The sequence below is a fragment of the Pseudomonas trutticola BRTCR10 genome (assembly GCF_056155105.1).
The window spans coordinates 4477584-4502140 of the sequence record NZ_CM149552.1 but is presented as its reverse complement, the minus strand read 5'-3'; the positions used below and the strand labels follow the sequence as shown (position 1 = coordinate 4502140).

Below are 24557 nucleotides of genomic sequence, written 5' to 3'. Positions count from 1 at the left end.
CCCCCCATCGCTGGCAAGCCTGCTCCCACAGTGATTTGCGGTGTGTACACCATTTGTGGAACACAACAAACCCTTGTGGGAGCTGGCTTGCCATCGATGAACGATGACTCGGTCTCCAGTGCGATTACGCGCCGCTCAATCCCTTGAGCAGCAGATCCACATTCCCCTCAAGCTCAGCCACCGGATCCGCCGCATCGGCACTCAGCACCAGCAGACGACTACCCGACTCGGCAATCGCCGCTTTCACCGCGTCCGAAGGCTGCCGGTGATGCAACACCACCGCCACATCATTGTCCTTGAGCGTCGCCGTCAAATGCTTCAGATCCTCCGGCGTCCACTCGCTATCAGGACGTGGATCCTGTCCGATCAGCTCCAGGTTCAGGCTGCCGATCAGATAACCGAAGTGATCGCTCAGACTCATCACACTCAGGTTATCGGCACTGGCCAGACGCGCCTCACTGTCGGCACTGAGTTTGAGCAGGCGCTGTTTCAACGCCGCCAGATTCGCTTCGATCTTCGGTTTGGCAGCCGGTGCCAGACGCACCAGATCCGCCGCCATCACGTCGGCCATGCGTCCCATATTGTTGCTCGCCAGCCACGGCTGACTGTTCAAGCCATCGACCTTCGAGCCCGGTTGCACGGCGATGCCGGGCAGGGCGCCATCAACCGGGCGTGCGGCATCGACCTCGACGATACGGATGTTGCTGCGCCGGGCGATCGGATACAGCGGATCATCGGCCCACAGCGAACGCACGCCGATCACCGCGTCAGCCCCGGTCGCCAGTTTGCTCAGCGCCGGGGCGCCGCGACCGGTGAAATAGGCGGTCTGTCGGCTACCCGGCAAATTTGCCGGCGCGGCGCGTTCGAGGCTGACGTCAGTACCCTTGAGCAGCACTTCGCCCAAGCCGTAGGTGATCGGTAGCGAGGCCAGCACCCGCAAGGGCTTGCTGCTTTCAGCGGCCATCAGCGGTGTGCAGACCACGCCGCACAGGGCCATGGCCAGGGTCAGGTTGCGCAATGAAAACGTCATTTATCCAAGATTCCCTTTCAGACTCGGGACAACCCCGCGCGCGATGGCGGCGAGGGCGAAAGCAATGCCGGCGACCAGAATGATCGCGGCGCCGGACGGGATCGGCAGATCGAATACGATGGGGGCGAGAATTCCGCACAGCGTGCTGACGGTGGCGATCAGCACCGAACACCAGAAAAAGCCCTTGAGCGACTGACTGAGCAAGCGCGCCGCCGCTGCCGGAATCACCAGCAACGCGCCGACCAGAATCGCGCCGATGACTTTTACCGCCGCCACAGTGATCAGCGTGACCAGAATCACGAACAGGTAATCCAGGGTCTTCACCGCCACGCCGCGCACGGCGGCCAACTGAGGGTTGAAGCTGGCCAGCATGATGCGGTTGTACAGCGGCAGCGCCAGAGCCATGACCAGTGAACCGACGATGGCCAGCACCGCCAGATCATTGCCATTGACGGTCAGGACTGAACCGAACAGCACGTTTTCCAGAATGTGCACGTTGATCTTGCCCGCCAGAATCAGTAGCAGACTCGCGCCCAGCGCCAGCGATACCGACAGGAACACGCCGATCAGAGTGTCCGGCGCCAGGCCGGTGCGGTTGCGCAGGTAATTGAGCAGAATGCCGAACAGCAGGCAGTAGCCGAACAGGCTGCCATACGGTCCGGTGTAAGGTTCGCCGAGCAGAATGCCGATGGCCACCCCGGTCAAGGCGGCGTGGCCGACCGCTTCGGAGAAAAACGCAAAGCGTTTCACCACCACCAGCGTACCGAGTCCGCCCAGTACCGGGCCGATCAACAGACCGGCAAGCAGCGCGTTGACCACAAAACCATAGGCCAGCGCTTCCGGCAGGTAACCGGAGGACGCCCAGCCCTGAACCATCAAGCGAAAGGCTTCATAACTCATCAGACAGCGCTCCGTGGATGGGTTGAAAACAGGCTCAGCAGACGTTCCGGGGTCAGCGCCTGTTGTGGCGTGGCATCGAACAGCACGCGACGGTTGAGGCCGGTGACGCGATTGGCCAGACGCCCGACTGCTTCCAGATCATGCTCGATCCACAGCACGGTGATGCCCGCCGCGCGCCAGTCGCCGAGCAGGCGCTCGAACACCTGGATCCCGGCCTCATCGAGGGCCGACATCGGCTCATCCAGCACCAGCAATTGCGGGGCAGGGATCAGACCCTGGGCGAGCAACACGCGTTGACGTTCGCCGCCGGACAGTGCGCCCATGCGCCGTTTGCGTTTGTCCTGCATGCCGACCCGTTCCAGCGCCTCGCCGATGGCGCCGGCGTAGTGCTTGCTCAAACCGAGAAACGCCGGGCGGCGCTGACACATCGCAGCCATGAAATCGTCGACGGTCATCGGCAAGCCGCGATCAAACTCCAGCGCCTGCGGCACGTAGCCGATGGTGCCGGGCTCGCCGGGCCATTGCAGGCTGAGCTGGCCTTGGTGCGGCATCTGTCCGAGCAGGGTCTTGATCAGCGAACTCTTGCCGCCACCGTTGGGACCGACCAGTGCATGGACGCTGCCGGGCTGAACCTGAAAGGTGACGTTGTCGAGAATCGTGGTGCGGCCCAGCGTCAGGCAAACCCCCGCAAAATCCAGCGTCGGCCCGAAACCCTGTAGGAGTGAGCCTGCTCGCGATAGCGGTGCGTCATTCGATAAAAATGTTGGCTGATCGGGCGCCTTCGCGAGCAGGCTCGCTCCCTCAGGGGATTTGGAGGTGTCAGAAAGGGTTTCTTTTCCAGTCATGCCCCCGACTCCTGAATCGCCCGCACCACGGTGTCGAGGTTGCCGGTCATTTCCTTTTCGTACTTGTCGGCGGTGTATTCGCCGTAGGAAATGTGCGACAGCGGGTACAGCTTCACACCCGACTCACGCTGAATGGTTTCGACGTACGTGGACGGGAAATCCATTTCCGAGAAAATCACCTTAACGTCCAGTTCGCGCAGGTGGTCGATGGTTTTCTTCAACTGGCTGGGGCTCGGTTCGATCCCGTGTGCAGGTTCGACCACGGCCGTCACTTCCAGGCCGAATTCGCGCAGCAGATAGTCGTAAGCCGCGTGGACGGTGGCGACACGCAGTTCGGCGTTCGGCGCCTGGGTCAGTTTGGCCAACGCATCGGCACGCATCTGCCGCAGGCGTTTGCCGTAGGCGCGAGCGTTCTGGGTGTAGGTCTTGGCATTGTCCGGATCAATTTTGCCCAACTCCCGGGCGATGTTGTTGACCTGCGCGATGGAGGCGCTGATCGACAGGAAGGTGTGCGGGTTGACCACTTTGCCGGCACCGCGTGCGGCGACTCCTGTGGCGGCCAGCAGCGGCACGTTTTCGTTGGCCTCGATGGTTTTGATCTTCGGTGTTTCGCTGGCGGCGATCATGCGGTCGGCGAAGTCATCATGGCCCACGCCATTAAGCACGATCACGTCGAGGCCGCTGATGCGCTTGATGTCTTCGGCGCGCGGCTCGTAGGCGTGCGGGTTGAAACCGGCCGGGATCAACGGGACGACTTCGGCCTTGTCGCCGACGATGTTCGCCACATAGCTGTAATAAGGATGCAGGGTAATGCCGATGCGCAGGCGCTTGGCCTCATCGGCGCTGGCCAACGGGCTCAGCAGACAGGCGCAAAGGCCAAACAGAAACAGACGCAATAAAGGACGACGAGGCGATGAACTGGACATGGGCAAACGGTCTTCTCTCGGTTGAGGGCGAGGAATCAATGGCGATGTTCGCGGGTAACCCCGGCATCGTATTGCGTGACGATCTGTTTCCAGCCAGCGACAGACAGCGCAGCGTCGGTCAGATCCTGCGGCGCCGTGAGAGCGGCGTCACGGTTGAGCCAGATATCCGGCGCAGCCTTGTCGTCGCTGTCGATGCGCATCAGAAACGAACCGGCAACGGCAGGCGTCTGGCTGTGGCCGAAGTAGGCGGTGTCTGCCTGCATTTGCCAGGCATGACCGCCACGGCTGACGGAACTCGCGTCCTGCGCAAACGGCGCAAAGCCTTCATCCGCGAGGTTTTGTGGCGTCGGCAGGGTTTTCTGCTCTTCACGCAGCAAGCGAATTTCGTCCAGGGTCACGCGCAGGTCGGCATAAATGCCTTGCTCGGCGGCACTCAGGTCGCGGCGAGCATCGAGTTGATCGCTCGCGACCGGTTCCGGGTCATGGGACACCCCGCGCCACGCCACCACGGAACCGGCCAGCGCGAGGATCAGCAGGCACAGCAGCAGAACGTTGAGGGTTTCATGACCGGCACCGGCCGGGCGCACGATTTGTGTGGTGGGCGTGGTCATGGGGCTTCGATATCCGCTTGGTCGATTTCGACGACGTGGCCGGGGCCGGCGTCGAACAGCACGTAGAACTCGGCGCCGGGTTTCTTGAAGGTCAGCGTCGAATCACTACCAAGCTTGCCCGGCACCAGAATGGTTTCGTCGTAGCCGATCACGTCAAGGGTCACCCCCGGTGCGCCACTGCCGTCGGAAAAACCACCGGTGCATTTGATCTGCTCGGCGTCGATGGCTTTGCATTCGCACATCGGGTTGTGCGCCAGGGCGTTGGCACTGAAACCGGCGCACAGGACCAGCAGCGCGGCGCCCAGCCGCAGGCGGGAAGGATGTTTGGCAGGGCTCATGGTTTGGCTCCTTGTTTATTCAGCCAGGCGACAGTGGCGGGGGAGGCCTGGCTCAGGGGAATCGAGGCCTGATGCATGCTGCCGTCCCAGCCTTCCATGGTGATCCACAGTTCTGCGTCGGTTTTGGTCTTTTCCGGGATCGGCATTTGTGTGCCCATGCGGTAGGGCGTGCCAAAGAAGATGGTTCCGGCTGCGCGCAGGCTGCGCGGCTTGCCGATGCGCAGGTAGGTGGCTTTGACCTGTTCGACACAGGTATCGCACAGGGCTGCGCTGAAGTCTTTCATGTAGCCGGCCGGGCCCGTGAGGATGGGGGCCTGGTCACGCAGTTCGGCCAGGCGCAGACTCCATGGCCCGACCTGGATATTGCCGATTTCATGTTGTCCCAGGCCGCTGTCGCCGCGAAACAGCGAAGCGTCGGCGAAGTATTTGGGCATGAAGCCCAGCGGGATCAACAGCAACAGGATGTTGATATGAAACCGCCATTTGCGCCAGAAACGCGCCAGTGGCGAGGGCGCCGCGGTCGTTTTGGACTTGTTCATTGGGTGGCCTCCGAAGGTTCACGGCTCATGACCGCTTGTGCCTTTGTGCGGTTTTTTTTGTCCTCGCGTTTGAGCGCGTTCGCGGTAGCGAGGGCAGTGCGTTTGGTCCAGATCAGCAAGCCGCTGAGCACCATCATGCTCAGCAGCAGGCCGAAGAAAAACCAGATCAGCTTGATCCAGATACCGCCGAAGTCACCGGTGTGCAGCGGGCGCATGGATTCCGTGACGAACTCCAGCGAGGAGCGATCGGAGAGCAAACGTGAAGCGGCCATATCACCGTTGTACGGATTGAGTGTCGCGGTCTGGAACATCAACGGATACCAGCCGCGACCACCGACACTCATGTGGCTGTAAGCGTTACCCGGCAGGCTGACGAAACTGGCTTCCAGTCCCGGAATCTCCTGCTGAGCGATTTCGACGGCGCGATCCAGGCTGATGCGCGGGGGCGGCGTGCCGGCTGCGGAAATCGGCACGCTTTCACGGGACATGGCCGGAATGATCGGTTCACTCGAGATTGAAATCTGGTTGTCGAACAGGAACGCCCGAATCAGGAACCAGATGCCGGTGATGGAGATCACCGCAATGAACCAGATTGACCAGATACCGGACAGTCGATGGAAGTCGCCCCAGAAAATCCGTGCGCCGTGGCGCACGCGCAGGGTCGGGCGCAGAAAGCCTTTCCAGAAGCGTTTGTAGACCACCAGGCCGGTAATCAATGACACCAGCATCGGCACGCCGAGAAACGACACCAGGTACCAGCCCCAGCTGTAGCCGTTGGTGAACGGCACCAGCCACCAGCCGTGCAGGGCGCGGGTGAAAGCCTTGAAGTCGAAGGTGGGCGCGGTGCCCTGGATGACGCCGGTGTACGGGTTGACGTAGACCGTCAGCGAGCGCCCGTCGGGGTAGCTGACTTCGACATCGAGGGCAAAGTGCGACTCGTCCGGACGACTGATGCTTTCGACGATTGTCTGTGGCTCGGCTTTTTTGATCGCCGCCAGCACCTGATCGTAACTGAGCAGCGGGGCGTCATCCGACGGCTGGCTGGCGCGCATTTGCGGGTTGGCCAGCCAGACGATTTCCTGGCTGACCACCGCCAGTGTCCCGGTCACGCAGACGATCAGGACAAAAAACCAGATCGGCAACGCCAGCCAGCTATGCACCAGGAACCATAGTTTTGAACGGGATTTCTTCGACATGATTGCGCGTCTTGTTTTCGGTGGAAGGGAGCGGGCTACGGGCTTCGCAGCACGGGAATCCCCGAAAGGCGCTCGTGGCTTTTGCCTACGCGAACGGCCTGCATCTCTATAGGACGAATGAGCGTGGTAAATCCCGAAAAGCGATATGAAAGCAAATGTTTCGCAATTCGCTTGGTCAGCACAATTACCGCAGGGGACGGGACCTCGGTGCCCGGCAGATCAAACACGATTCATGGACGACGCGATCACTGTCTGCCGATTGATGGCAACTCGCCGCTGCCTATGATGGAGCTCACCCGGATTCCCTGCGTGAGTGCTGTTCATGACCCCCAGAACCCTTTACGACAAACACATCGATTCGCACACGGTGTGTCGCCTCGACGATCAGGGCCACGTCCTGTTGTACATAGATCGTCAGGTGATCAACGAATACACCAGTCCACAGGCCTTCAGCGGTTTGCGTGATGCCGGGCGCGAGGTATGGCGCCCGGGGACGGCGCTGGCGGTGGTCGACCACGTCAACCCGACCACACCGCAGCGGGTCGCGGCGATGCCCGACGCGGGTGGCGCCCGGCAAGTGTCATATCTGGCGGAAAACTGTCGGGACTTCGGTATCGAATTGCTCGACATTCTCGACAAGCGCCAGGGCATCGAACATGTGATCGCCCCCGAGCAGGGTTTTATTCTGCCGGGCATGGTGATCGCCGCCGGCGACAGCCACACCACCACCTATGGCGCGCTCGGCGCTTTCGGTTTCGGCATTGGTACCTCGGAAATCGAGCATCTGCTGGCCTCGCAGACGCTGGTGTACAAACGCCTGAAAAGCCTGCGCGTGACGGTCGATGGCGAACTGGCGCCGGGGCTCACGTCCAAGGATGTGATCATGGCGCTGATCGCCCGGATCGGCGCGTCCGGGGCTACCGGCTACGCCATCGAGTTCTGCGGTTCGACCATTGCTGCCCTGAGTGTCGAAGCGCGCATGACCATCTGCAACATGGCGGTCGAGGCCGGTGCACGCGGTGCGTTCATGGCGCCGGACGACAAAGTATTCGCCTATCTCAAAGGCAAACCGCGTGCGCCTGAAGGTGAACTGTGGGAACTCGGAGTGGCAACGTGGCGTGAATTGCGCAGTGATCCGGGTGCGCGGTTTGACCGGGAAATTCATCTTGATGCGGGTCTGCTGGAACCGATGGTCACCTGGGGCACCAGCCCGGATCAGGCCGCCGCCATCGGTGCGCGAGTACCGGACCCACAAGACATCGACGACCCGATCCTGCGCCAGGACATGCGTCGCGCGCTCAATTACATGGGCCTTGAAGCGGGTATGGCGCTAGGCGATATCGTCATCAGCCATGCCTTTATCGGCTCCTGCACCAATGCCCGGATCGAAGATTTGCGTGACGCCGCCAGCGTCGTGCGCGGGCAACAGGTGGCCGCGCATGTGCGGGCGATGATCGTGCCGGGCTCCAGCGAAGTCCGCGCTCAGGCTGAGGCCGAAGGGTTGGCGCAGATCTTTATCGACGCCGGTTTCGAATGGCGTCAGTCCGGTTGCTCGATGTGCCTGGCGATGAACGACGACGTCCTGGCCCCCGGCGACCGCTGTGCCTCCAGCACCAATCGCAATTTCGAGGGCCGTCAGGGCGCCGGCGCGCGCACCCATCTGATGAGCCCGGCGATGGTCGCCGCCGCTGCGATCAGCGGTCGACTCACCGACATCCGCCACTTTGGAGAACGCCCATGAGCCTGCAACCCTTCACCCAGGTCAGCGGCCAGGCCGCAGCGCTGCTGGCGGCCAACGTCGACACTGACGTGATCATGCCCAAGCAGTTTCTCAAGGGCATCGATCGTCAGGGGCTGGATCGTGGCGTGTTTTTCGATTTGCGTTTTCTCGCCGATGGCACGCCCAATCCTGCGTTCGTGTTGAACCAGCCGGCGTGGCAGGGCGCGAGTTTTCTGCTGGTCGGGGCGAATTTCGGTTGCGGCTCCAGCCGTGAACATGCGGTGTGGGGCTTGCAGCAGATGGGCATTCGCGCGTTGATCGGCAGCAGTTTTGCCGGGATTTTTTATGACAACTGCCAACGCAACGGGGTGTTGTTGATTACCCTGGAAGAGGCGCAGGTCCAGCGGATCGCACAACTGGTCAGTCAGCCTGACCGAGCGCGTATCAGTATCGACCTGGAGGCACAGCAGATCGGTCTGGCCGGTGGCTCGGTGATCGACTTTCAGATTGATACGCTGCGCAAGACGGCGTTGTTGCTGGGGCTGGATGCCATCGGCAGCACCTTGCAGCGCCGCGAGCAAATCAAGGCTTTTGAACGCGAGCATCTGGCCGCCAATCCCTGGCTGAATTGAAAGCGTAACTTGTGGGAGCCGGCTTGCCAGTGATGAGGCCGGCACATCTTGCATTTGTATTGGCTTAACCGACGCCATCGCTGGCAAGCCAGCTCCCACAGGGTTTTATGGTGGTTGGGCTACAGGGACAGATCCCGGAAATGCGCCTGAAAAAACTCCACACACGCACGCAATTTCCCCGAATGCGCCAGTCGCGTCGGGTACACCGCCCAGACGTTGGCACTTTGACGGTAATCCTCGAGCACTTGAACCAGACGTCCGTCATCCAGCAGCGGCTTCACATCCCACAACGAGCGCAGCAAGATCCCACGCCCATCGAGCGCCCATTGCATGACAATCTCGCCGTTGTTCGACGATAAAGGCCCGCTGACCCGCACGCTTTCCTGCGTGCCGTCGCGATCCAGATTCCAGATGCCGAACGCGTTGTCGCGCTCCTTGATCACCAGGCAATCGTGTTGCTGCAACTCATCAAGCGTCTGCGGTGTGCCGCGTCGCTGCAGATAGCTCGGTGCCGCACACAGCACTCGCCGGTTGCTGACCAGGCGCCGGCCGATGTGCTGGCCAGGAATATCGTCGCCCACACGGATTTCCAGATCGAACCCTTCATGGATGATGTCCACCACCCGATCAAACAGGTCCAGGCGAATCTCCAGCGCCGGATAACGTTCGGCAAGCAATGAAACGGCAGGCGCCACGTGATTGCGGCCAAAACCGAAACTGCTACAGATGTGCAGACGCCCACGCGGGCTGTCGTGGGCGTCGGCAAGTTCGTCGTGCAGTTGCTGGAAATCATCGAGAATGCGCAACGCCCAGCGCTGCACGCGCTCGCCGTCCTCGGTCAGCGAGACGCGGCGGCTGGTGCGATGCAGCAGGCGCGCGCCGAGGGTGCTTTCGAGAATCTGGATGCGCTTGCTGACGTAGGCCGGGGATAGCCCCAACTCATCGGCCGCGGCGGCGAAGCCGTTCTTGCGGATCACGGTGAGCAGTACGCGCAGGTCTTCGGGCAGGGGCACGGCGTCTTTCTTCTGGGTCATGTCAAAACGAGCACTGGCAGCAGAAGCCGCCAGCATAGCATCGACATTGGCCGGCTCCGTTCAGCGCAGAAAATCCAGCGCTTGCGCGAGCAGTAGTTGCGGGACTTCTTCGGCGAGATAGTGGCCGGCGGGCAGCGCCTGGCCTGTTACGTTCATCGCCACTTGCTGCCATTCCCCGAGCGGATCGAAGCAGCGTCCGACAACACCTTCAGCCCCCCAAAGCACCCGCAGCGGCAGATTCAGATGCTGGCCTGCGGCAATGTCGGCGCGATCATGCTCCAGATCGATGCTGGCGCTGGCGCGGTAATCTTCGCAGATCCCCCGAGCGCTGCCCGGTTGCTGCAAGCAACGCAGGTATTCACCGAACGCCTGTTCTGTGAACGGCTTGAGCCCGGCGCTGCGACTGCCCATCACGCTGCGCAGGTACGATTCGGGATCGGCCTCGATCAAGGTTTCCGGCAGCGGCGCCGGGCGGATCAGGAAAAACCAGTGCCAGTAGGCCCGGGCGAAGGCTTCGTTGGTTTGTGCGTACATCGCCAGGGTCGGGGCGATGTCCAGCAGCATCATGCGTTGCACGGCGGCGGGGTGATCGAGGGCCAGGCGATGGGCGACCCGAGCGCCACGGTCGTGGGCGAGGATCGAAAACTGCTCGAAACCCAGCGCCTTCATCAGTTCGACGTTGTCCCGGGCCATTTCGCGTTTTGAATAATTGCGGTGCAGCGCATCGGCGGCGGGTCGACTGCTGTCGCCGTAACCGCGCAGGTCGGCGGCGACCACGGTGAAGTGTTCGGCCAGTTGTTCGGCGATTTTGTGCCAGATCACGTGGGTCTGCGGATGGCCGTGCAGCAGCAACAGGCCCGGCCCGCTACCGCCGAGACGGTAAGCAATGTCGACGCCGTTGACGTGGCGCTGGTCTTTGAGAAATCCGGCAAACATCGGGCTGATCCTTTTTCAGGGTGCTTGTGAGATGCATCCTGAAATTATCCGGGGTTCGGGGCAAGGGGCTAAATGTGGTGTAGCCGGTCATGAAGTGTGTTGTCAGTGATGGCGCCTTCGCGGGCAAGCCCGCTCCCACAGGTAACTTTAGTGTGACCACTATCTATGTCACCCCGCAAAATCCTGTGGGAGCGGGCTTGCCCGCGAAGAGGCCAGTGATCACACAGCAAATCTCAACCCTGCTGGAACATCTCCATCGCCCGCTGCCTGATCTGCTCCTCGGTCAAATCCTCCTTGCGCGAGGCAAGAAACCACAGATGCCCGTACGGATCTTTCAATGTCCCGCTGCGATCACCGTAAAACTGATCCTTGACCTCGGACACCGTCGTCGCCCCGGCATCCAGTGCCCGTTGAAATGATTTGTCGACATCCGTCACATACAGATGCAAACCGACCGAAACCGCTTTGTCCGGGCCGCTCAAGGGGCCCTGATCGCACGGCGTACCGAGCATGATCGCGCTGTCACCGATGCGCAGTTCGGCGTGGCCGACGCGGCCATCAGGCATGTCCAAGCGCATGACTTCGTTGGCGCCAAAGGCTTTCTTGTAAAAGTCGATGGCCTCGGCGGCTTTTTCGATGCCGAGATATGGGGTGATGCTGTGATACCCCTCGGGAATGGGTTTTACGCTCATGACGTTCTCCCTGATTGTTGTTTTACGAAATGCGGCTGTACCGCATCGGCGGAAGAATCACTATAGAACTGTCTTCACGGCCAGGAATTTCGCCCGACGAGCAGTCACTTCACTTTGAACAGTTATATAACTGTGGCGAGGGGATGTATCCCCGATGGGTTGCGAAGCAGCCCTAAAACCTGCCGATTCATTCTTTCAGGATTACCGCGCTGGGAGGCTTAGGGGCTGCTTCGCAACCCATCGGGGATAAATCCCCTCGCCACAAGTTTTGTATCCACCCAAGGATATTCATCAGGAATATTCAGGTTGGAAAGTGCGCTCCCGGCCCTTGTTCGCCCAGCACATCGCCCTGATTGCGCAACGGGCACGCCTCCATCGACAGACAACCACAACCGATGCAGCCGGTGAGCCGGTCACGCAGCAACGTCAGTTGATTGATCCGTTCATCCAGTTCTCGCCGCCATCGCTCCGAGAGCATCTTCCAGTCCGCCGCCGTCGGTGCGCGATCGTCCGGGAGGGTTTTCAGCGCCTCGCCAATTTCCGCCAGCGGAATACCCAAACGTTGTGCGACCTTGATCAGCGCCACACGGCGCAACACGGCTCGCGCATAACGGCGCTGATTGCCGGCATTGCGCTGGCTCTTGATCAAACCCTTGGACTCATAAAAGTGCAGGGCTGTGACCGCGACACCGCTGCGCGCCGCGACCTCGCCAACAGTGAGTGGCTTGTGCACGTTTTCCTTGCTGATCATGCTGAAAAGCCCTTGACCTTGACTTAACTAGAGGTTTTACCCTGCAGGCCTTCGAGTCGCAAGACTCGTCTTACGATGAGTGGGGACTTTTCATGCAAGCATCAGCGAAGAACCGCAGCTTTACCCAATTGATCGAATTCGAGATCGAGCCACGCCAGCAATGGGCGCTGGTCTCGGCGCTGTCGGTGCAGACTGAGCGCCTGGCGCAACGCTACGACGGTTTTGTCAGTGCCAGCGTGCAAGCCAGCGACGATGGCCGGCGGGTCTTGAGCTTTTTGCAATGGCAGACGCGCGAGGCCGGGGAGGCCGCGTTTCGCAGTTTCGAAAGCGGCGAGCAGGACTTCTGGCAGTTGATCCGCGCCCATCAGGCGAAAACCGTCACCTTCAACTCGTTCCAGGTGCTGAGCAGCATCGCCCGTAGTCACGACGATGCACTGCAATGCACCCTGGTCGGTTAGATCGACAACTGGATCAGCCGCTCACCTTGCAGGTTTTCCGTCATACGCCGCTTGTTCACCGCCAGTTCGCCGATCTTGATCAACCGCGTGCGGGTGACATTGCGGCTCAGACCAAGCAACGCAGCGGTGTGCACCTGGTTGTAATGGCAGAAGCGATAGGCGGCGCGTAGCAAAGCGTCTTCGACTTTTTCATGCAACGCCCCGGCCTGTTGGGCGAAGAGTTTCTGGAAGGCTTGTTCCAGCAACGCTTCCGGTGAATCGTCGGCGCTGGCGTGGTGATCGTCCGGGCGTTCGATACGCAGGTTCGACAGACGCAAGTCATCGCGTTCGATCACACCGTTGCGGCAGATCAGCAGTGTATGATGGATGACGTTTTCCAGTTCGCGAATATTGCCCGGCCAACTGTAGCTGCGCAGCTTGTTTTCCGCGCCGGGACTGATGCTGACCCGGCCGTACCCCAGACGCTGACTGTAGGCTTCGATAAAGTGCCGGGTCAGCGGCAGGATATCGCCGGGCCGTTCGCGCAATGGGTTCAATTCCAGATTGACCACGTTGAGCCGGTAATACAGATCCTCGCGAAAATTCCCGGCATTGATCGCTTTCTCCAGCTGCACGTTGGTCGCCGCCAGCACTCGCACGTCGATGGGAATGCTTTTGCGCGACCCTAGCCGCACCACTTCGCGCTCCTGCAGTACCCGCAACAACTTCACCTGAATCGCCATCGGCAAATCGCCGATTTCATCGAGAAATAGCGTGCCGCCATCCGCTTCCTCAAACCACCCGGCCTTGGCGCTCAACGCACCGGTGAACGCGCCTTTTTCGTGGCCGAACAGTTCAGCTTCCACCAGTGACTCGGAAAACGCTCCGCAATTGACCGCGATGAATGGCCGATGACGGCGGTTGCTCAGGTTATGAATGTGCCGCGCTACCAGCTCTTTGCCGGTGCCGGTCTCACCGATGATCAGCACGCTGGCTTCACTCGGTGCGACCTGTTGCAAATGCGCGAGCAGGGCCTGGGACTTCGGGTCTTCGAACACCTGCGCGGTGGCGCGGATCGACGTGGCCAGGGCGGGTGAGGGCGGTAGAGTCAGCAGTTGCATGGGCTCGTCCTTCTTTTTAGTTCAAATGCAGGCAGGTCAGGAATAGAAGGTCGGTACCGGCAGCGCCTGATTCAGCGCCCAGTCGCCCAGCTCATGGAGTTTGTAATCCAGCGGATCGTGCAGGGTTTGCGTGCGCAGGTTGCGCCAGTGTCGATCCAGGCGCAGCGAGGCGTGAGTCGCCCGTGCGCCGGTGACTTCAAACAGGCGGCTGCAAATGTCGAGGCCCTGACGGCTGGCGGCGACTTTGGCGGTGGCAATCGCCGTGGCCAGATGTCCGCGTTCTTCGGCGCTGAGGTTCGGACCTTTGGCCCACGCCTGATCAAGCAGCGCTGCTGCGCGCTCGACCAGCAGGCGAATGCCTTCCAGTGCAACCCAGAACTCGCCGTAATGCGCGAGCACGTAAGGATCTTCACGCACATCGCGCGCGGCGGATTTGTGCCAGAGGCGGGTTTCGCTCAGGGTGTAATTCCGCGCTTCTTCAAAAGCCCCTTCGGCAATCCCGAGAAACATATGCGTGAAGGTCAGTTGCGCGATCAGCGGGCGCAAGCAGGCGAACGGTGTGCTCAGCGGGCCGGGATCGAGCAGCAGTTCCGATTCCTCGACCCGCACCCGTTCGAAGGTGGCGCTGCCGCTGTCGGTCTGGCGCTGGCCGATGTTGTTCCAGTCATCATGTAAGGTGATGCCACTGCGGCCCGTAGGGATCGCGGCGATGAGCAATTTGCCGCCAGCACTTTCATCCACTGCCGAGGCGATGAGCATCTGCGAGTCGGTGGCGCCGGAGCAGAAGCTTTTCTTGCCGGAAAACTCACGCCAGCCACCGAAGTCCTTGACCACCGTGCGGGTGTCGAGCGGATTCAAGGCGTTACCCCAAAACCAGTTCTGGCGGGCGGTCTGTTCGAACCATGGCTGCCATTGCTCGGTGCGAGAAAACAGGCGCACGGTGGCGAGCATCAGGTGATGAAAACCGAAGACGTGGGCGATGGAACTGTCGACTTTGGCGAACTCGCGGACGATCTGCAGGGTTTCACTCCAGCTCGCGCCGAGACCGCCGTAGCGGGTCGGAATGCTCAGGGCCAGCAGGCCGCTGTCACGCAGGGCATCTCGCTGGGCTTTCGGGGTGCCACCGCGCTCGTCGCGTTCGACGGCGGTCAGGGCAAATTCGGCGGCCAGTTGACGGGCAGTCAGCAGCGGGGAGAGCAGGGTGCTTTGTGGTTTGGCGGTCACGCGGTGTTCCTCATCAAATCGACGCGATTATCTGTAGGAGTGAGCCTGCTCGCGATGAGGTCAGCACAGTCGACATCACCGGCGCAGACACACCGCTTTCGCGAGCAGGCTCACTCCTACAGTGGGCGTTTTCAGGCCTTGGCTTGGGCGGGCAACACATCGTTGGCGATCATTTCGCCAAACGGCCCGGTGAGGTTGGTCACGCCGCGCCCGGCCAGGCTCGCGTATGGCTCCGGCAACAGCGGAAACACCAGTTCGGCAAACCGGTAAGCCTCTTCCAGATGCGGATAGCCGGAGAAAATGAAGCTCTCGATGCCCAGGTCCGCGTACTCCTTGATCCGCGCCGCGACTTGCTGCGGATCGCCGACCAGTGCAGTGCCGGCGCCGCCACGTACCAGGCCGACGCCAGCCCACAGGTTGGGTGCGATTTCCAGGTTGTCGCGACGGCCATCGTGCAATGCCGCCATGCGTCGTTGACCTTCGGAGTCGAAACGCGAAAACGATTTCTGCGCCGCCTCAATGGTTTCATCACTGATGTGTTCGATCAGTTTGTCCGCGGCTTTCCACGCTTCTTCGGCGGTCTCGCGGACGATCACATGCAAGCGAATGCCGAATTTGACCTTGCGACCATGACGCGCCGCACGTTCACGCACATCGGCGAGTTTCTCGGCGACGGCAGCCGGCGGTTCACCCCATGTCAGATAGACGTCGACTTGTTCAGCGGCGAGATCATGTGCCGCGTCGGACGAACCACCGAAGTACAGCGGCGGATAAGGCTTCTGCACCGGCGGGTACAACGCCTTGGCGTTCTGCACTTTGAGATGCTTGCCTTCAAAATCCACTGATTCGCCTTGCAACACCCGGCGCCAGATCCTGAGGAATTCGTCGGTGACTTCGTAGCGTTCGCTGTGGCTGAGGAAACTGCCATCGCCTCGGTTCTCGTCCGGATCGCCGCCGGTCACCACGTTGATCAACAAGCGGCCGTTGGACAGTCGATCCAGCGTCGCCGCCATGCGCGCCGACACCGTCGGCGAAATGATCCCCGGGCGAATCGCCACCAGATAACGCAGGCGTTCTGTCAACGGCACCAGCGCCGAGGCGATCACCCACGAGTCCTCGCAGGAGCGTCCGGTGGGAATCAGCACACCGTGATAACCGAGACTGTCCGCGGCTTGCGCGACTTGTTTCAAATAATTGAGCGTGACCGGGCGCGCACCTTGAGTGGTACCCAGATAGTGGCCGTCGCCGTGGGTCGGCAGGAACCAGAAAACATCCATGAACAGCTCCTTAAGCGATCTTCAGCAACGGTTTGATTTGCGTCGCGAACAACGGCGCGGCACGCTCGGCGGCCAAGCGGATCCGCGCTTTCAATGGCTCGCTGGTGATCTGGTAATCGGCGAAATCGGCCTCGGTGGCGTACACGCCGATCGGCAGCGTCACGGCCTGGAAGAAACTGAACAGCGGGCGAAGCTGGTGATCGAGTACCAGCGCATGGCGTTCACTGCCGCCAGTAGCCGCCAGCAACACCGGTGTATCGATCAGCGCATTGAGGTCTATCAGGTCGAACAAATGCTTGAGCAGGCCCGGATAGGAACCGCGATAAACCGGTGCGGCCACGATCAGCAGGTCGGCCTGTTCGATGGCTTGCAGCTCGGCTTCGACTTCCGCACTCAACTCTTGGCGCGAAAGGGCACCACCCAGCGGACGGGCGATGTCACCGAGTTCGATCAGATGGCTCTCGATTGGCAAGTGCCCGGCCAATTCGCTCAGTAGGGCTTGGGTCAGCACCAACGTGCGCGATGGACGCCAGGTTCCGCCGGACAGGGCGACGACTTTCAGGGGACGCGACATGATCAGTTCCTTTTTCAACAGTTGCTCAGCGAGCAGTGAGTAAGTCACTGGGCTTGAGCAAGTGCTGTACCAATTCCTGGAGGGCCCGGTTTACGGGGCGTTGAGCGTTTCGGTCGGGGTCGGCTATGTGCATTAGCGGCCGGATTGTTGATCCACTGTTGCCAGTGCAACAGTTGCTGGAGCAACAGTGGAGAATGCATGCAGGGATTTATAAAGGTTGATTGATATTCCGTAAAAGAACGTTAATTGATATTTATAGATCATTAGGAGATATAGGCCGGTGATGCTGATTTTCTGATAGCCACTATTGAGAGCGATGATTTTTGCGCGAGTGTGCCCGGGCGTAGCCTTTGTCCATCGACCCCCACATTGCTCGCCAGGACGCTCCCATGAATCGTTTATTGACTGTCTCCCTATTGCTCGCTGTCTCCGTTCTCGCCGGTTGCGCCAGCCATGTTTCCCCGGAATTGCGCCCCTACACCGCAGAAGAATCCCGCGAACTGGCGATGGAAGCGCTGAACCGCAGCGGTTTGTCCTTCGACGAATACCACGCGAAGAAAGCCCAATTGCTGGGTCAGTCGCAATTCGACAAGCAAGCCGAAATGAGCGCAGAACGTGCGGTACAGCTGCACGGTCGTCCAAGCTAGAAGAAAACTGTACTGCTCGAAGTTTTTCCCAACTGTCCGTGGGTTTGCCGGGCCGCGTGGGATAGGGTCAACATCTGAATGACCCTGACGGATTGAACCCATGACGCTCTCGCTTGATCTTTTGCTGGGCTTTGCCCTGTTTGCCCTTGTCACCTCGATTACACCGGGACCGAACAACACAATGTTGCTCGCATCGGGGGTTAATTTCGGGTTCAACCGAACCATCCCGCACATGCTCGGCATTACCTGCGGTTTCTTCGTGTTGGTTGTCGCCGTAGGCTTTGGCCTGGGTGCGGTATTTCAGACTTACCCGCTGCTCTACACGGTTCTGCGCTATGTCGGCGCGGCGTACCTGTTGTATCTGGCGTGGAAAATCGCGCACTCGGGGCCTGTCGGTGACAACGTCGAAGGCGACGCCAAACCGATCAGTTACCTTGGCGCTGCGGCGTTCCAGTGGGTCAACCCCAAGGCGTGGATCATGGCCATCGGTGCTATCAGCACCTATACGCCGATGCAGGGCTACTTCACCAATGTGGTCGTGATCGCCGCGGTGTTCGCCATCATCAACTTGCCGAGCGTCGGCGTCTGGGCCGCGTGCGGCACGCTGTTGCGCAATGTGTTGAAAGATCCGCGCTGGCTGCGCGTGTTCAACTGGGGCATGGCGGCGTTACTGGTGATTTCGTTATACCCGTTACTTCTCGAAAGCTTTAGCTGACGCATTGCTTCAACCGCCCGCCCGATGCCTGTTAAGCTCGGCTTCAGGAGCGTTCCTACGCACTTTTAAATGAAGTTGTTCTTCTTTAACGGCATCCGATCAGGTATTGATGACGCTCTCGAACCGACGCGCAGCTCACAAGGCTGCGCAGTGCCGTTTGCAGACACGAGCCTCCTGATCCCGGAACACGCTCTGCGAGTCTTTTATGAACATACGTCCGTTGTATTTCGATTACGCCGCCACCACCCCGGTGGACGAGCGGGTCATCCAGGTGATGATCGAATGTCTGGGGTTTCACGGTAATTTCGGCAACCCGGCCTCCAGCTCCCACGCGTTCGGCCAGCAAGCCCGGCAAACGGTCGAGCAGGCCCGCCGGCAAGTCGCCGAACTGGTCGGCGCGCAAGCCGAACAGATCGTCTGGACCTCCGGTGCCACCGAGTCCAACAACCTCGCCCTCAAAGGCGTCGCCCAGGCGCGCGGTGTGCCCGGCGGCCACATCATTACCAGCCAGATCGAACACAAAGCCATCCTCGATACCGCCCGCCAGTTGCAAGACGCCGGCATTGCCGTGACCTACCTGGTGCCGGACGCCGATGGCTTGATTACCCCGCAAGCGGTCAGCGAAGCCATGCGTGACGACACTTTTCTGGTGTCGCTGATGCTGGTCAACAACGAACTCGGCACTGTCAACGACATCCCGGCCATCGGTGAAATCGTCCGTGGTCGCGCGGCGTTGTTCCATGTCGACGCGGCGCAAGGCGCAGGTAAGGTGGCGATTGATCTGGCGCAGTGGCGGGTCGACCTGATGTCGTTTTCAGCACACAAGCTCTACGGTCCCAAAGGGATCGGCGCGCTGTACGTCGGTCCCCGGGCGCAGCAGCGCGTGCAAGCGCAGATTCACGGCGGCGGACACGAGAGCGGTTTGCGCTCGGGCACCTTGGCGACCCACCAGATCGCCGCAATGGGCGCCGCATTTGCCTTGGCCGCCGCTGCATTCGATGAAGAGAAAAAAACCATTGTCGCGTTGCGCGAACGCTTGCTTGAACAACTGCTGAGCCTGCCGGGCATGCGCCTCAATGGCAGTGCCACCCAGCGCATTCCGCATACCTTGAGCCTGACCTTCAGCGAGGGCGAATTCAACAGCGCGGCTTTGAGCCATTCGATGGCGTTTTCCGCGACTTCGGCGTGCAATTCCGCGAGCAACACGCCGTCGCATGTGCTGTTGGCCCTGGGGCATGATGCGCGTCTGGCCGGGCGTACCATCCGCTTGAGCCTCGGCCGTTTCACCACCGCCGAAGATATCGACAAGGCCGCGCAACTGATCAAGACCGCCTGCGCCAGTGCTCCGGCATTCTGGGCGACAGGGCTTTAACGAGCCGGTTGTTCCGGTGACGAACAATAACGATGAAGTGATTGGCAGGAGACATGATGAGTACCCAGACTTTGACCGAAGGATCGGTTCCCCAGCGCCTGGCGCACACCCGTGAACTGATGCGCCGCGAAGGCATTCATGCGCTGTTGGTGCCGTCCGCCGACCCGCATCTGTCGGAATACCTGCCGGGTTACTGGCAAGGTCGGCAGTGGCTCTCGGGTTTCCATGGTTCGGTCGGGACTTTGATTGTTACTGACGATTTCGCCGGTGTCTGGGCTGACAGTCGTTATTGGGAACAGGCGACCAAGGAGCTCAAAGGCAGCGGTATCGAACTGGTCAAGCTGCAACCGGGTCAACCGAGCCCGCTGGATTGGCTGGCTGAGCAAACACCGGAAGGTGGTGTGGTTGCGGTCGATGGCGCGGTGATGGCGGTGGCTTTCGCCCGCACGTTGGGCAGCAAGCTCGAAGCACGCGGCGCACGTCTGCGCACCGATATCGATCTGCTCAAGGAAGTCTGGAGCGATCGCCCAAGCCTGCCGAATGCGCCGATCTATCAGCATTTGCCGCCGCAAGCGACTGTCAGTCGCGGCGAGAAGCTCGCCAAACTGCGCGAGACGTTGCAGGAGCGCGGCGCCGATTGGCACTTCATCGCCACCCTCGACGACATCGCGTGGTTGTTCAATTTGCGTGGCGGTGACGTGTCGTTCAACCCGGTGTTTGTTTCGTTCGCGTTGATCAATCAACAGCAAGCCACGCTGTTCGTGGCGTTGAGCAAGGTTGATGCTGATTTGCGGGCAGTGCTGGAGAAAGACGGCGTAACGCTGCGTGATTACCGCGAAGTGTCCGACGCTCTGCGTGCCGTACCGAGTGGCGCGAGCCTGCTGGTGGACCCCGCGCGCGTAACCAGTGGTCTGCTGGATAACCTCGATAGCGGCGTGAAACTGGTCGAAGGCTTGAACCCGACCACGCTGGCCAAATCGCAAAAAAGTGAAGCTGACGCCCAGCACATCCGTAAAGCCATGGAACAGGACGGCGCGGCACTCTGCGAGTTTTTCGCCTGGCTGGAGTCGGCCTGGGGCCGCGAACGCATTACCGAACTGACCATCGACGAAAAACTCACCGCTGCCCGTGAGCGTCGCCCGGATTATGTTTCGCTGAGTTTCAACACCATCGCTGCATTCAACGCCAATGGCGCGATGCCGCACTATCACGCCACCGAAGAAGAGCACGCGGTGATCGAGGGTGATGGTCTGCTGCTGATCGACTCCGGTGGTCAATACCTGGGCGGCACCACTGATATCACACGTATGGTGCCAGTCGGCACACCGACCGAAGAGCAGAAGCGCGATTGCACGCGCGTGTTGAAAGGGGTGATTGCACTGTCACGGGCACAGTTCCCCAAAGGCATTCTGTCGCCGCTGCTCGACGCTATCGCACGCGCGCCGATCTGGGCCGAAAGCGTCGATTACGGTCACGGCACCGGTCACGGCGTGGGGTATTTCCTCAACGTGCACGAGGGCCCGCAGGTGATTGCCTACCAGGCAGTGGCGGCACCGCAAACCGCGATGCAACCGGGGATGATCACCTCCATTGAGCCGGGCACTTATCGTCCGGGCCGTTGGGGCGTGCGCATCGAGAACCTGGCGATGAATCAGGTGGCGGGGAGTAGCGAATTCGGTGAGTTCCTCAAATTCGAAACCTTGACCCTGTGTCCGATCGATACACGCTGCCTGCTGCCATCGTTGCTGACTCAGGAAGAGAAACAGTGGTTCAACGCATACCACGCTGAAGTGCGCGAGCGCTTGAGCCCGTTGCTCGAAGGTGCAGCGTTGGAATGGCTGAATACGCGTACTGCTGCAATCTGATCGTGTACAACTCAGGCGCTGAAATCAGCGCCTGATTTTTTTGTCGATTCAGGATTGGCGTAACGCTTCCTCGACGAAGTCGAGACGATCCTGGCCGAAGAACATCTGATTGCCGATAAACATGGTTGGGGCACCGAAAACACCACGTTTAACGGCCGTCTCGGTATTGTCTTTCAATGCAGCCTTGACGGTTTCGTCGCTGGTCAACGCCAGGACTTCATCGGGATCAAAGCCGTGTTCGCTCAACACAGCGGCGACTGTAGCCGGTTCGTCCAGGCTTCGGCTTTCTACCCACAATGCGCTGAACAAGCAGTCGATAAACGCTTGAAAGCGTTCCGGCTGGCGCAGCTGTATGCCGGTGACGGCACGCATCAGTATCAGCGTATTGATCGGGAAGTGCGGATTGAACCTGAGGGGCACGCCATAGCGTTTTGCGTAGCGATCCAGGTCTTGAAACATGTACCGACCCTTGGCCGGAATCATTGCCGGAGAAGCGTTGCCGGTTGCCTTGAATACGCCGCCGAGCAACATCGGGATATAGATCAGCTCGCTGCCGGTATCGGCGCAGATTTTCGGCAGCTGGGTGTAGGCCAGGTACGTGGCAGGGCTGCCAAGGTCGAAATAGAACTCCACGGTTTTCGTCATTATCGCTGCTCTCTACTTATTGTTATGGGCGGTGGATTTACCAGCGTTCGTTCCAGGGGCGCAGATCCAGTTCGAATGTCCATGCGTCCCGTGGCTGACTGTGCAGATACCAATAGTTTTCGGCGATGTGTTCGGGATTGAGGATGCCGTCCTGATCCTTGGTGGCGTACTTCTCAGGGAAACTGGTGCGGATGAAGTCGGTATCAATAGCACCATCGACCACGACATGGGCGACATGAATGTTCATTGGTCCCAACTCGCGCGCCATGCTTTGCGCCAAGGCGCGGATGCCGTGTTTGGCTCCGGCGAATGCAGCGAAACCCGACGCACCACGCAATCCGGCAGTGGCCCCGGTGAAAAGTATCGTGCCGCGTTTGCGGGTGACCATGCGTTTGGCCACCTCACGGGCGTTGAGAAAGCCGGAGAAACAAGCCATTTCCCAGATCTTGAAATACTTGCGAGCGGTTTCTTCTAGGATGCTGCAGGGCACGTTGGCGCCGATGTTGAAGACAAACGCTTCAATCGGGCCGAGGCGGGTTTCAATGTCTTCGATCAAGGCAATGACGTCTTCTTCCTTACGCGCATCGCAGGCAAAACCGTGGGCTTCGCCGCCCTCGGCCTGAATCGCCTCCACCAGTGGCTGCAATTTATCGACGCTGCGCCGGGTGACGCAGGCGACGAATCCTTCTTTGGCAAAACGCTTGGCAATCGCTCCTCCCGTCGCATCGCCTGCGCCAACCACCAATACGACCTTCTTGTTATTCATGGGTGTACCCCTTTAGTAAACGATCGTTAAGTGAACGAACGTTATGCTAGGATCCGAGTAACGTCAAGGCGGCCAATTCGAGGATCAACACATGCGTTATTCCGCCAGTCACAAACTGGAAACCCGTGAAAAGCTATTGCAGAGCAGCGCGTTGTCTGCCAAACAAAACGGGTTTTCCACGGTCGGCGTCGATGGTTTGATGAAAGCCATTGGCCTGAGCGGAGCGGCGTTTTACAGTCACTTTTCGTCGAAAGATGCGCTGTTCACGGCTATCGTCGAGCGAGAGTTGGGGCAAAGCCTGGCGCGATTGGGCGGGCAGGGCGAACAGGATCGTGAACGGCTGGAACGCTGTCTCAAACACTATTTGAGCATGGCTCACGTTGAACAGCCTGAATCCGGCTGTGCTCTGCCGGCGCTGGGTGCGGAAATCGCCCGTTCGGAAATTCAGGTTCGTGAGCAGGCCGAGCTGTGGATCTGTCGGCTTCAAGAGAGTTGGGCGCGGATACTGGAGAGCGACAGCCTGGCGTGGTCGGTTCTATCGCAGTGCGTTGGAGCTCTGGTGGTGGCGCGGATGCTGGCCACGCCGGACATTCAGCGAGCGGTGCTGAAGTCCAGTCATGACGAGATTGGTCGCCAGATCGCCAGTCTGCCGTGATCTATTTACAGATGACGATCATGCTGCGGCTGGTGTAACCGGCGGGATTGAGACCGAATGGATAATCGCCAGGCTCCTCCACGGAGTCTCCCGACTTGGCGATGACCTTATAACCTTTCGGAGCGCAGGAGTTGGCTGCGCTGGTATAGCACTTGTCCCAAGAGGACGAGAGCCCCGAACAGTTGATGTGCAGCCCTTTCTTGCCGTGCTTTACCTGGGTTTTCGAGGTCGCCGCACAGCCCGCGATTGCGAGTACGGCGATCAGTATCAAAATTCGTTTCATTACCGTCCTTATAGCGGCCGCGAGTCTGACGCTCGGGTCTGCCTGTATTCGCCTGCGCTGTAAGCGTTGTGAAATCCCTGTCCGAAAAAAATCCATGTCTGGCATTGGGTTACGGGCCTAAACATGGCCTATATGAGCTCCAATTGCCAGACCTTCGTCAAATCCTGTTTCAATCTGCCGCAATGGCGGGCTTGGCGGCACTGCCCATGGTCATGGTGGCGCCGACGGAAGCCAGGATGATGCACAGGATTGCCATCCATTGTGACAGCGTGAGGTATTCCTGCAGAAACAGCAGACCTGACAGCGCACCGAACGCGGGCTCAATGCTCATCAATGTTCCGAAGGTGCGCGCGGGAATACGCGTGAGCGCGACCATTTCCAAGGTATATGGAAGGGCGGTAGAGAGGATGGCAACGCCAATTGCCACCGGGATCAGTGATGGCGTCAGTAGCGCGGCACCCGCATGGACGATGCCTATGGGGGCGACAAACAACGCCGCGATCATCACGCCCAGTGCTGCGGTGGTGACTCCGTTATCTGCACCGGCCTTCTGCCCGAACAGAATGTACAGCGCCCAGCAGGCACCGGCCCCCAAAGCGTAGCCGGCACCGACCAAATCGATTCCGGCGGTTGTTGCCCCCGTCGGTATCAATAGCAGCAGTCCGGTTGCAGCCAGTCCGATCCATAGAAAGTCGATTGCACGACGAGATGCATAGATGGCTACGGCCAGTGGTCCGGTGAATTCGAGGGCAACGGCGATCCCCAAAGGCACTGTGCGCAATGACATATAGAAGAGAAAGTTCATTCCACCTAGCGCCATGCCGTA

28 protein-coding genes (1 of these 28 only partly in view) are annotated in these 24557 nt (G+C 60.1%); 8 read left to right on the top strand and 20 right to left on the bottom strand.

The annotated features are described in order from the left end of the window. Positions 1 to 124: 124 nt before the first annotated feature. From ACVVH8_RS20405 to ACVVH8_RS20370, 8 genes are read right to left on the bottom strand one after another with little or no spacing between them, the layout of a single operon-like run. The gene (locus ACVVH8_RS20405; protein ID WP_475225978.1) at positions 125 to 1030 is read right to left on the bottom strand and encodes a metal ABC transporter substrate-binding protein; all 906 of its coding nucleotides are present in this window, start codon (positions 1028 to 1030) and stop codon (positions 125 to 127) included. After that, positions 1031 to 1930 (bottom strand): metal ABC transporter permease, encoded by a 900-nt coding sequence (locus tag ACVVH8_RS20400; RefSeq protein WP_007917717.1) that lies wholly within the window; start codon positions 1928 to 1930, stop codon positions 1031 to 1033. After that, positions 1930 to 2775, bottom strand: a complete 846-nt coding sequence (locus ACVVH8_RS20395; protein ID WP_475225975.1) for a metal ABC transporter ATP-binding protein — start codon at positions 2773 to 2775, stop codon at positions 1930 to 1932. Before ACVVH8_RS20395 ends, ACVVH8_RS20400 begins: the two co-directional genes overlap by 1 nt. Continuing rightward, the gene (locus ACVVH8_RS20390; protein ID WP_475225972.1) at positions 2772 to 3701 is read right to left on the bottom strand and encodes a metal ABC transporter substrate-binding protein; all 930 of its coding nucleotides are present in this window, start codon (positions 3699 to 3701) and stop codon (positions 2772 to 2774) included. The genes ACVVH8_RS20395 and ACVVH8_RS20390 overlap by 4 nt, the downstream gene beginning before the upstream one ends. Positions 3702 to 3736: 35 nt before the next feature. Further along, the gene (locus tag ACVVH8_RS20385; RefSeq protein ID WP_475225970.1) at positions 3737 to 4312 is read right to left on the bottom strand and encodes a DUF6162 family protein; all 576 of its coding nucleotides are present in this window, start codon (positions 4310 to 4312) and stop codon (positions 3737 to 3739) included. Next, complete coding sequence (locus tag ACVVH8_RS20380) at positions 4309 to 4650, bottom strand: hypothetical protein (protein ID WP_475225968.1); 342 nt, start codon at positions 4648 to 4650, stop codon at positions 4309 to 4311. Before ACVVH8_RS20380 ends, ACVVH8_RS20385 begins: the two co-directional genes overlap by 4 nt. After that, on the bottom strand, positions 4647 to 5189 hold the full coding sequence (locus ACVVH8_RS20375) for a thiamine pyrophosphate-binding protein (RefSeq protein WP_475225966.1): 543 nt from the start codon (positions 5187 to 5189) through the stop codon (positions 4647 to 4649). The genes ACVVH8_RS20380 and ACVVH8_RS20375 overlap by 4 nt, the downstream gene beginning before the upstream one ends. Beyond that, a complete protein-coding gene (locus tag ACVVH8_RS20370) occupies positions 5186 to 6385 on the bottom strand; it encodes a PepSY-associated TM helix domain-containing protein (RefSeq protein ID WP_475225964.1) in 1200 nt (399 codons plus the stop codon). The genes ACVVH8_RS20375 and ACVVH8_RS20370 overlap by 4 nt, the downstream gene beginning before the upstream one ends. Before the next feature lie 322 nt (positions 6386 to 6707). Here ACVVH8_RS20370 and leuC point away from each other — a divergent pair, with 322 nt between their 5' ends. After that, positions 6708 to 8126, top strand: a complete 1419-nt coding sequence (leuC, locus tag ACVVH8_RS20365) for a 3-isopropylmalate dehydratase large subunit (RefSeq protein WP_475225961.1) — start codon at positions 6708 to 6710, stop codon at positions 8124 to 8126. Next, positions 8123 to 8737, top strand: coding sequence for a 3-isopropylmalate dehydratase small subunit (gene leuD, locus ACVVH8_RS20360; protein ID WP_475225957.1), 615 nt, complete (start codon positions 8123 to 8125; stop codon positions 8735 to 8737). The genes leuC and leuD overlap by 4 nt, the downstream gene beginning before the upstream one ends. A 119-nt stretch (positions 8738 to 8856) precedes the next feature. Here leuD and ACVVH8_RS20355 read toward each other — a convergent pair whose 3' ends face one another. The 4 genes from ACVVH8_RS20355 to soxR form a co-directional block, all read right to left on the bottom strand. Beyond that, positions 8857 to 9807: a LysR substrate-binding domain-containing protein gene (locus ACVVH8_RS20355; RefSeq protein ID WP_475225955.1), complete on the bottom strand. Its 951-nt coding sequence runs from the start codon at positions 9805 to 9807 to the stop codon at positions 8857 to 8859. Positions 9808 to 9831: 24 nt separating this feature from the next. Continuing rightward, complete coding sequence (locus ACVVH8_RS20350) at positions 9832 to 10707, bottom strand: alpha/beta fold hydrolase (protein ID WP_475225952.1); 876 nt, start codon at positions 10705 to 10707, stop codon at positions 9832 to 9834. Between the two features lie 233 nt (positions 10708 to 10940). Beyond that, a complete protein-coding gene (locus ACVVH8_RS20345) occupies positions 10941 to 11399 on the bottom strand; it encodes a VOC family protein (protein ID WP_475225950.1) in 459 nt (152 codons plus the stop codon). Between the two features lie 301 nt (positions 11400 to 11700). After that, the gene (gene soxR, locus ACVVH8_RS20340) at positions 11701 to 12150 is read right to left on the bottom strand and encodes a redox-sensitive transcriptional activator SoxR (RefSeq protein ID WP_475225947.1); all 450 of its coding nucleotides are present in this window, start codon (positions 12148 to 12150) and stop codon (positions 11701 to 11703) included. 92 nt (positions 12151 to 12242) lie between these two features. Between soxR and ACVVH8_RS20335 the strand changes: the two genes are divergently transcribed. Next, complete coding sequence (locus ACVVH8_RS20335) at positions 12243 to 12608, top strand: antibiotic biosynthesis monooxygenase (RefSeq protein WP_475225944.1); 366 nt, start codon at positions 12243 to 12245, stop codon at positions 12606 to 12608. On the opposite strand, the gene ACVVH8_RS20330 is transcribed toward ACVVH8_RS20335, so the two are convergent. From ACVVH8_RS20330 to msuE, 4 genes are all read right to left on the bottom strand, one after another. After that, positions 12605 to 13708: a sigma-54 interaction domain-containing protein gene (locus tag ACVVH8_RS20330; protein WP_475225942.1), complete on the bottom strand. Its 1104-nt coding sequence runs from the start codon at positions 13706 to 13708 to the stop codon at positions 12605 to 12607. The genes ACVVH8_RS20335 and ACVVH8_RS20330 overlap by 4 nt on opposite strands. Before the next feature lie 36 nt (positions 13709 to 13744). Then, on the bottom strand, positions 13745 to 14932 hold the full coding sequence (locus ACVVH8_RS20325; RefSeq protein WP_475225940.1) for an acyl-CoA dehydrogenase family protein: 1188 nt from the start codon (positions 14930 to 14932) through the stop codon (positions 13745 to 13747). 131 nt (positions 14933 to 15063) lie between these two features. Beyond that, on the bottom strand, positions 15064 to 16209 hold the full coding sequence (ssuD, locus tag ACVVH8_RS20320; RefSeq protein ID WP_475225937.1) for an FMNH2-dependent alkanesulfonate monooxygenase: 1146 nt from the start codon (positions 16207 to 16209) through the stop codon (positions 15064 to 15066). Positions 16210 to 16219: 10 nt separating this feature from the next. Beyond that, complete coding sequence (msuE, locus tag ACVVH8_RS20315) at positions 16220 to 16783, bottom strand: FMN reductase (RefSeq protein WP_103304831.1); 564 nt, start codon at positions 16781 to 16783, stop codon at positions 16220 to 16222. A gap of 389 nt (positions 16784 to 17172) precedes the next feature. Between msuE and ACVVH8_RS20310 the strand changes: the two genes are divergently transcribed. From ACVVH8_RS20310 to ACVVH8_RS20295, 4 genes are all read left to right on the top strand, one after another. Beyond that, positions 17173 to 17430, top strand: a complete 258-nt coding sequence (locus ACVVH8_RS20310) for a hypothetical protein (protein ID WP_213026157.1) — start codon at positions 17173 to 17175, stop codon at positions 17428 to 17430. Between the two features lie 100 nt (positions 17431 to 17530). Then, positions 17531 to 18145, top strand: coding sequence for a LysE family translocator (locus tag ACVVH8_RS20305; protein ID WP_103304820.1), 615 nt, complete (start codon positions 17531 to 17533; stop codon positions 18143 to 18145). 205 nt (positions 18146 to 18350) lie between these two features. Next, positions 18351 to 19517: an aminotransferase class V-fold PLP-dependent enzyme gene (locus tag ACVVH8_RS20300; RefSeq protein ID WP_475225934.1), complete on the top strand. Its 1167-nt coding sequence runs from the start codon at positions 18351 to 18353 to the stop codon at positions 19515 to 19517. Between the two features lie 56 nt (positions 19518 to 19573). Beyond that, on the top strand, positions 19574 to 21382 hold the full coding sequence (locus ACVVH8_RS20295; protein WP_475225932.1) for an aminopeptidase P family protein: 1809 nt from the start codon (positions 19574 to 19576) through the stop codon (positions 21380 to 21382). Positions 21383 to 21430: 48 nt separating this feature from the next. On the opposite strand, the gene ACVVH8_RS20290 is transcribed toward ACVVH8_RS20295, so the two are convergent. Both ACVVH8_RS20290 and ACVVH8_RS20285 read right to left on the bottom strand, forming a co-directional pair. Then, a complete protein-coding gene (locus ACVVH8_RS20290; RefSeq protein WP_475225929.1) occupies positions 21431 to 22027 on the bottom strand; it encodes a 2-hydroxychromene-2-carboxylate isomerase in 597 nt (198 codons plus the stop codon). 37 nt (positions 22028 to 22064) lie between these two features. Continuing rightward, on the bottom strand, positions 22065 to 22793 hold the full coding sequence (locus tag ACVVH8_RS20285) for an SDR family oxidoreductase (protein WP_103304824.1): 729 nt from the start codon (positions 22791 to 22793) through the stop codon (positions 22065 to 22067). A 91-nt stretch (positions 22794 to 22884) separates the two neighbouring features. On the opposite strand from ACVVH8_RS20285, the gene ACVVH8_RS20280 reads away from it, so the two are divergent. Next, positions 22885 to 23448, top strand: a complete 564-nt coding sequence (locus ACVVH8_RS20280) for a TetR/AcrR family transcriptional regulator (protein WP_103304825.1) — start codon at positions 22885 to 22887, stop codon at positions 23446 to 23448. A 1-nt stretch (position 23449) separates the two neighbouring features. Here the strand turns inward: ACVVH8_RS20280 and ACVVH8_RS20275 are convergent, their stop codons facing one another. Both ACVVH8_RS20275 and rhtA read right to left on the bottom strand, forming a co-directional pair. Beyond that, on the bottom strand, positions 23450 to 23731 hold the full coding sequence (locus ACVVH8_RS20275) for a hypothetical protein (RefSeq protein ID WP_103304826.1): 282 nt from the start codon (positions 23729 to 23731) through the stop codon (positions 23450 to 23452). Between the two features lie 169 nt (positions 23732 to 23900). After that, positions 23901 to 24557, bottom strand: the 3' portion of a protein-coding gene (gene rhtA, locus ACVVH8_RS20270) for a threonine/homoserine exporter RhtA (protein ID WP_103304827.1). The gene runs 231 nt beyond the window's last position; 657 of the gene's 888 nt are visible here — the last part of the coding sequence; the start codon falls outside the window, past its right edge — the gene reads right to left on this strand; it ends in the stop codon at positions 23901 to 23903.